Annotated in this window: 7 protein-coding genes; 6 read left to right on the top strand and 1 reads right to left on the bottom strand. The window is 65.1% G+C overall.

The genetic code is table 11. The annotated features are described in order from the left end of the window. Window positions 1–218: 218 nt before the first annotated feature. Window positions 219–677, top strand: coding sequence for a (2Fe-2S)-binding protein (locus tag AC16JP_RS08345; RefSeq protein WP_484340155.1), 459 nt, complete (start codon window positions 219–221; stop codon window positions 675–677). 56 nt (window positions 678–733) lie between these two features. Here the strand turns inward: AC16JP_RS08345 and ilvD are convergent, their stop codons facing one another. After that, window positions 734–2,455 (bottom strand): dihydroxy-acid dehydratase, encoded by a 1,722-nt coding sequence (ilvD, locus tag AC16JP_RS08340; RefSeq protein ID WP_484340154.1) that lies wholly within the window; start codon window positions 2,453–2,455, stop codon window positions 734–736. Window positions 2,456–2,594: 139 nt separating this feature from the next. Here ilvD and glmM point away from each other — a divergent pair, with 139 nt between their 5' ends. The 5 genes from glmM to AC16JP_RS08315 form a co-directional block, all read left to right on the top strand. Further along, window positions 2,595–3,929: a phosphoglucosamine mutase gene (glmM, locus tag AC16JP_RS08335; protein ID WP_484340152.1), complete on the top strand. Its 1,335-nt coding sequence runs from the start codon at window positions 2,595–2,597 to the stop codon at window positions 3,927–3,929. Further along, entirely contained in the window at window positions 3,926–4,711 is a 786-nt protein-coding gene (gene thiD, locus AC16JP_RS08330; RefSeq protein ID WP_484340151.1) for a bifunctional hydroxymethylpyrimidine kinase/phosphomethylpyrimidine kinase, read from the top strand. The genes glmM and thiD overlap by 4 nt, the downstream gene beginning before the upstream one ends. Next, window positions 4,708–5,316, top strand: a complete 609-nt coding sequence (locus AC16JP_RS08325) for a ribonuclease HII (RefSeq protein WP_484340150.1) — start codon at window positions 4,708–4,710, stop codon at window positions 5,314–5,316. The genes thiD and AC16JP_RS08325 overlap by 4 nt, the downstream gene beginning before the upstream one ends. A gap of 254 nt (window positions 5,317–5,570) precedes the next feature. Then, window positions 5,571–6,611, top strand: coding sequence for a DNA methyltransferase (locus tag AC16JP_RS08320; protein ID WP_484340153.1), 1,041 nt, complete (start codon window positions 5,571–5,573; stop codon window positions 6,609–6,611). Window positions 6,612–6,863: 252 nt separating this feature from the next. Continuing rightward, the coding region (locus AC16JP_RS08315) for a hypothetical protein (protein WP_484340149.1) at window positions 6,864–7,090 on the top strand (227 nt) is incomplete at its 3' end.

The raw sequence follows: 7,090 nt of genomic DNA, 5'->3' as shown, positions 1-7,090 counted from the left end.
CAAGGCCCCTGAAGCCCCTTGCCAATCCGTTGATCATTCCCTTGTCCTTATCCCCGGGGATTCGTGTCAGCATTCCTGTTCTAACGAGCGAGCGCCTTGCCGACAAGCATTGCCTTGCCAATTTGTCGCAGCCCGAATCACGAGCGATTCGGTATTATTCGCACCCTGCACGTTTCATCGCTTTGCAGGCGGGATGCGGTTGCGGTATTTGCAGGTGCATGACCCGCTTCACCGTCAACGGCTCGCCCGTCGAGTATGAACTGGCCCCCGATACGCCATTGCTCTGGGCATTGCGCGACGCCTCGAACCTGACCGGAACGAAATATGGCTGCGGCGCCGGGCTGTGCGGTGCCTGCACCGTGCACATCGACGGCGTCGCCCAGCGCAGTTGCCAGGTGCAGATCGGATCGATCGAGGGCGCGTTCGTCACGACGATCGAGGGCCTGTCTGACGATCGCACGCATCCGGTCCAGCGCGCATGGCTGGAAGAGCAGGTGCCGCAGTGCGGTTTCTGCCAGTCGGGGATGATCATGGCGGCGACGGCGCTGCTGAAGACCAACCCGAAGCCGACCCGCGCCGATGTTCGTGCAGCCATCAGCAACATCTGCCGGTGCGGCACCTATCCGCGAGTAGAAGCCGCCATCCTGCGCGCATCCGACATCGCGCGCGAAGGCTGAAACAACAAGGGCAGCGGTCTGGCCGCTGCCCTTGATCCATCCCTGTCGGGTCAGTTTCAGATGTCGGCGTAAATGTGCTTTTCGGCCTTTGCGCCGGGGTGCGTGACCGCGCCAAGCCAGGCGGGGCCAACCGTCTGGCTGTAGCGATAGAGTGCGCCCGCCTGATAGTCGTTCACGCGTGGCTGCCATTTTGCCCGCCGTGCGGCAAGAACCGTGTCATCGACCAGCAGGTCGATCGTTCCCTTGTCGGCGTCGATGCGGATGATGTCGCCGTCCTCGATCAGCGCGATCGGGCCGCAGTCGGCTGCTTCAGGGCCGACGTGGCCGATGCAGAAGCCGCGTGTTGCGCCGGAAAAGCGGCCGTCGGTGATCAGCGCAACCTGATCGCCCATCCCCTGCCCATAGAGCGAGGCCGTAGTGGCCAGCATCTCGCGCATACCGGGGCCGCCCTTCGGCCCTTCGTAGCGGATGACCAGCACCTCGCCCTTTTCGTAGCGACGGTTTTCGACCGCGTCGAAACAGGCTTCCTCGCTGTCGAACACGCGGGCCGGGCCTTCGAAGAAGTGCCGATCCATGCCGGCCACTTTCACGATGGCGCCATCCGGGGCAAGCGTTCCGCGCAGGCCGACGACGCCGCCGGTCTTTGTGATCGGGTTTGAAACCGGGCGGATCACCTTCTGGTCGGGGTTCCAGCGGATGTCGGCCAGATTTTCCGCAAGGGTTCTGCCGGTCACGGTCATGCAGTCGCCGTGCAGAAGGTTCGCTTCCATCATTGCCTTCATCACCATGTAGATGCCGCCCGCTTCGTGCAGGTCGCGCCCCACATATTTTCCGCCGGGTTTCAGGTCGGCGATATAGGGGGTGCTGCGGAAGATCTCGGCGACGTCATGCAGCGTGAACTCGATGCCGACTTCGCTTGCCATCGCCGGCAGGTGCAGTCCGGCGTTTGTTGAACCGCCGGTTGCCGCCACCACACGGGCTGCGTTTTCGAACGCCTGCCGGGTGCAGATGTCGCGCGGGCGGATATTGCGTTCCACCAGGTGCATGACGGCGCGGCCTGCTGCGCGCGCGACTTCCTCGCGGCTTTTATAGGGGGCAGGGGCCATGTTGCTGTTCGGCAGTGACAGGCCGATCGCTTCGGCGACACAGGCCATGGTGTTGGCGGTGAACTGACCGCCGCAGGCGCCGTCGCCGGGGCAGGCGCATTTTTCCATCTCGGTCAGTTCCGCAAGCGACCATGTTCCAGCGGCATAATGGCCGACGGCTTCGAACACGTCCTGCACAGTCACGTCCTTGTTGTGATAGCGGCCCGGCAGGATCGACCCGCCATAGACGAAGACCGAGGGCACGTTGAGGCGCAGCATCCCCATCATGATGCCGGGCAACGACTTGTCGCAACCGGCAAAGCCGACCAGCGCATCATAGCAGTGGCCGCGAACGGAAAGCTCGACCGAATCCGCAATCACCTCGCGGCTGACGAGCGACGCCTTCATGCCCTGATGCCCCATGGCGATGCCGTCGGTCACGGTGATGGTGTTGAACCGCCTCGGCAGGCCGCCTGCTTCGATCACGCCTTCGCGTGCATAGTCGGCCTGCTTGTCCAGCGTGGTGTTGCAGGGGGCGGAATCATTGCCCGCCGACACGACACCGACGAACGGGCGCGCGATTTCCTCCTCGGTCAGCCCCATGGCGTAATAATAGCTGCGGTGCGGCGCCTTGGTCGGGCCTACCGAAACGTGGCGGCTGGGAAGCTTCGACTTGTCGAACGGCATGGGGATTCCTTTCGCGGCTGCCTTTCGCGCGCTCGAACGGCCGACGTCAACCTCTGTGGGGGATGTGCGCTGCTTGCCGCCACCGTGGGGCGGGCTTATGTCGCGGAATGGCGGTGCGGATGTGCCTGGGGCAAGCGAGGAAGAAATGACGAAGCGCTATTTCGGAACCGACGGCATCAGGGGCCGCGCGAACGGGGAGAAAATGACCCCCGAACTGGCGATGCGCGTAGGGCAGGCGGCCGGGCATCTGGCGCTGCGTGACCAGCGCAAGCACCGTGTGCTGATCGGCAAGGATACGCGGCTTTCGGGCTATATGCTGGAACAGGCGCTGACAGCGGGGTTCACGAGCGTCGGCATGGACGTGGTGCAGGTCGGGCCGATGCCCACTCCGGCGGTCGCACTGCTCACGCGTGAGATGCGGGCCGATCTGGGGGTGATGCTGTCGGCCAGCCACAACGCTTTTCACGACAATGGAATCAAACTGTTCGGCCCCGACGGGTATAAGCTGACGGACCAGCAGGAAGCCGAGATCGAGGATCTGATCGACGCCGGCGTGCCGCTTGCTGAATCGGCGGCGATCGGCCGTGCGCGCCGGATCGACGATGCCAGCGGGCGTTACATCCACGCGGTGAAATCCAGCTTTCCCGAGCGGCTTACGCTCGATGGGCTGAAGGTCGTGCTGGATTGCGCCAACGGGGCCGCATGGCGCGTGGGGCCAGACGTTCTGTGGGAACTGGGTGCCGAACTTACGACGATCGGCGTTTCCCCGAACGGGTTCAACATCAACGATCAGGTAGGATCGACGCATCCGCGCACGCTTGCCGCCAAGGTGCTGGAAACCGGCGCCGACATCGGGCTGGCCCTCGACGGTGACGCCGACCGCCTGATCATCGTCGACGAGAAGGGGCAGGTGGTCGACGGCGACCAGATCATGGCGCTGATCGCCCGTTCGCAGGCCGCAGCCGGAAAACTGAAGGGCGGGGCGCTGGTGGCGACGGTGATGTCGAACATGGGGCTGGAAAAGTTTCTGGCAGAAATCGGTGTCGGCATGGTGCGAACCGCCGTCGGAGACCGGCATGTGCTGGCGGCGATGCGCGAACATGGCTGCAATCTGGGCGGCGAGCAGTCGGGCCATATCATCCTCTCGGATCATGCGACGACAGGCGACGGCTTGCTGGCGGCGTTGCAGGTGATGGCGGTGCTGGTGGCCGATGGCCGCCCGGCAAGCGCAGTTCTCGATTGTTTCCGGCCGTGGCCGCAGCTTTTGCGCAACGTGCGCGCCGACGGGCGGGTGCTGGATGCTACGCCGGTCCGGCAGGCGATCGTAGCTGCCGAGGAAGCACTGGGCGACAATGGCCGGCTGCTGGTGCGCAAATCCGGCACCGAACCGCTGGTGCGGGTGATGGCGGAAGGACTGGACCAGAGGCTGGTGGAAACCTGTGTCGCCTCGGTGTGCTCGGCGGTGGAGCAGGCGGCGTGATACCGCGCGTGCTGATCATTGCCGGATCGGATTCGGGTGGCGGCGCGGGGTTGCAAGCCGACATCAAGACCGTGACCATGCTGGGCGGATACGCGATGACGGCGGTAACCGCCGTGACGGTGCAGAACACGCTTGGCGTGTCCGGCGTGCATCCGGTGCCGCCGGAAGTGGTTGGCGCGCAGATCCGCGCCGTTCTCGATGACATCGGCGCCGATGCGATCAAGATCGGCATGCTGGGCGATGCAGAAACGGTTGACGCAGTCACCGACGCGCTGGATGGCGTGGCAGTGCCGATCGTGCTGGATCCGGTGATGGTCGCCAAGGGTGGCGGGCGGCTGCTGGCCGACGATGCGGTCGAGGCTCTGGCAATGCGGTTGATCCCGCGCGCGGCCGTCGTCACGCCAAATGCCCCCGAACTGGAAGCACTGACCGGCATGGCGATCGACGACGAGGCCGACCTGCTGCTGGCAGCGCAGGAACTGATGACGGCCGGTGCGCGGGCGGTATTGGCGAAAGGCGGGCACCTGTCTGGTGAAACCGTCGTCGACTGGCTGGTGACGCGGGCCGCCGAACAGCGTTTCAGCGCACCCCGCATGTCGACACCGCATACGCATGGCACCGGTTGCACACTGGCCAGCGCGATTGCCGCCGGGCTTGCGCAATCGCTGCCGCTTGCAGTCGCGGTTGAACGGGCGCGTGCCTATCTGCAGGCGGCGCTGGCGGCTGCTCCGGGGCTGGGGCGCGGGCACGGGCCGCTCGGGCACAATTTCGCATTGCTGTGAAAGGCCTTCGCTGGGGTATCGAGGCGGAGTTTTCCGGGCTTGTGTTCGGGGTGGACGAAGTGGGCCGCGGGCCGCTTGCCGGGCCGGTGACGGCGGCCGCCGTCTGCCTGTCCGCCGAAAGCGTGCCGGATGGGCTTGGCGATTCGAAAATGGTTCCGGAACGACGGCGGCAGGCGATTGCCGCCATGCTTCGGCATGTGGTGGTGGCCGAGGCGTCGGTCGAGGAAATTGATACCCTGAACATCCTGCGCGCAACCCATCTGGCGATGCAGCGCGCAGTTGATGCGCTGGCAGCGAAGATCGGCGCGCCGTCGATGGTGCTGGTCGATGGTAACCGGCTGCCGGCGCTTTCCTGGCCCGCACGCGCGATTATCAGAGGGGACGGGCAGGTGGCCTCGATCGCCGCCGCATCGATCGCGGCCAAGGTTGCGCGTGATGCGCGGATGGACGAACTCGATCGCGCCTGCCCCGGTTATGGCTGGGTGCGCAATCGCGGATATGGAACCGCCGAACATCTGGTGGCCCTCGATCGGCTGGGCGCAACGCTGCATCACAGGCGATCTTTTGCGCCGGTTTCGGCCCGGCTCGCAAAAGCTGACCATTGAGTCTTTTCAGCAACAGCCCCGACATGTGGTGCCTCCCGACTCCGGCGGGACTCAGCATGTGGTGGGTCTGGAACGGAACGGAAACGACCGATTCCATATCTCAGGACTCCTGGCTAACACCATGACTTGACGCCTGAATCCATGATCGTCCAGCTTGTGCGCGAAAGAATGACACAACTGGAACGACATTGGGGGTGCGCGTGGTTCGAGGATTGCAGGCAGACCGGCTTCTGCGGGGCGACAGTATCGCCGAGATGGCAAAGCTGCCCGATGCGTGCGTCGATCTGGTGTTCGCCGACCCGCCCTACAACCTGCAACTGGGCGGCGACCTGACCCGGCCGGACGGCAGCCATGTCGACGCCGTGACCGATAGCTGGGACCGTTTCGCAAGCTTCGCCGATTATGATGCGTTCACCCGCGCCTGGCTTGCAGAAGCGCGCCGGGTGATGAAGCCCGACGCCGGGTTGTGGGTGATCGGCACCTACCACAACATCTTCCGGGTTGGGTCGATCCTTCAGGATCTGGGGTTCTGGGTGCTGAACGATATCGTCTGGCGCAAGGCCAATCCGATGCCGAATTTCAAGGGCACGCGCTTTACCAACGCCCATGAAACCTTGATCTGGGCCTCCAAGTCGCAAGGCGCGCGACCGACGTTCAACTACAAGGCAATGAAGGCGCTGAACGAAGACCTGCAGATGCGCTCGGACTGGGTGATGCCGATCTGTGCAGGGGCTGAACGGGTAAAGGTGGACGGCGTGAAGGCGCACCCGACGCAGAAACCCGAGGCGCTGCTGCATCGCATCCTGCTGGCGACCAGCAACGAAGGCGATCTGGTGCTGGATCCCTTCTTTGGTTCGGGAACTACCGGGGCAGTCGCCCGCCGACTGGGCCGGCGCTGGCTTGGGATCGAGCGTGAAGAAAAATACGCACGGGTGGCCGAAGCCCGGATTGCAGCCGTTACACCGCTTCCCCCCGAGGATCGGGCCGTGACAGGCGAAACGCGCGCAGCGCCACGGGTGCCCTTTGGCGCGCTAGTCGAAACAGGCATGCTGATACCCGGCGCGATGCTGACCGATCGCCAGCGCCGCCACCGTGCGCGGGTTCGCGCCGATGGCAGCCTTGCGCTGGAAGGCGGGCAGCAGATCGGCCGTTCCGGATCGATCCACCAGATGGGCGCGGCAGTGCAGGGCCTGCCTTCATGCAACGGCTGGACGTTCTGGCACATCGAATCGCGCGGCAAGCTGGTTCCGCTGGACCAGATGCGCGAAACCTATCGGGCGCGCGCCGGGGCCTGACCCGGCGTCACGATTGTTCGGGGGCCGAACCCCCGGCGCCGGCGTCCGACCGCCGGCCCTGCCCAGACCGGCCCCGCTACCGCCTGGCCCGCCCGGCCTTCTACTCCCGGGCTGGTGCTACCGGTGGCGGGGCGGTCGCCATGCGCGGCGGGCGGTCGGCCGACAGATGGACAGGCCGATGGGGCTTGCCTTGTAATGTTGTAACATATACCTGCTGCGCCTTCCTTCCCTGCGATGATGAAGTGCGCCGGAATGCCCCTGACACCACATCTTCTGACGGTTTCCCTGTTGGCGCTGGTGCCGACGCCGGCGAACGCCAATGCAATCCCGCCAAACCAGACCGACGACCAACTGCACCGCGACGCCGGAGAGGACATCGTGGTGACCGCGCCCTTTCAGCGAGAGCGGTTCGCCATGCCGGCCGCCGTTGCGGTGCTGGAAGGCGCCGACCTGATGCGCGATCTGCGCCCCAGCCTTGG

The organism is Sandaracinobacteroides sp., assembly GCF_057137845.1.
Note: the sequence above shows the minus strand (reverse complement) of the source record. Positions and strands in the feature narration are given on the sequence as shown.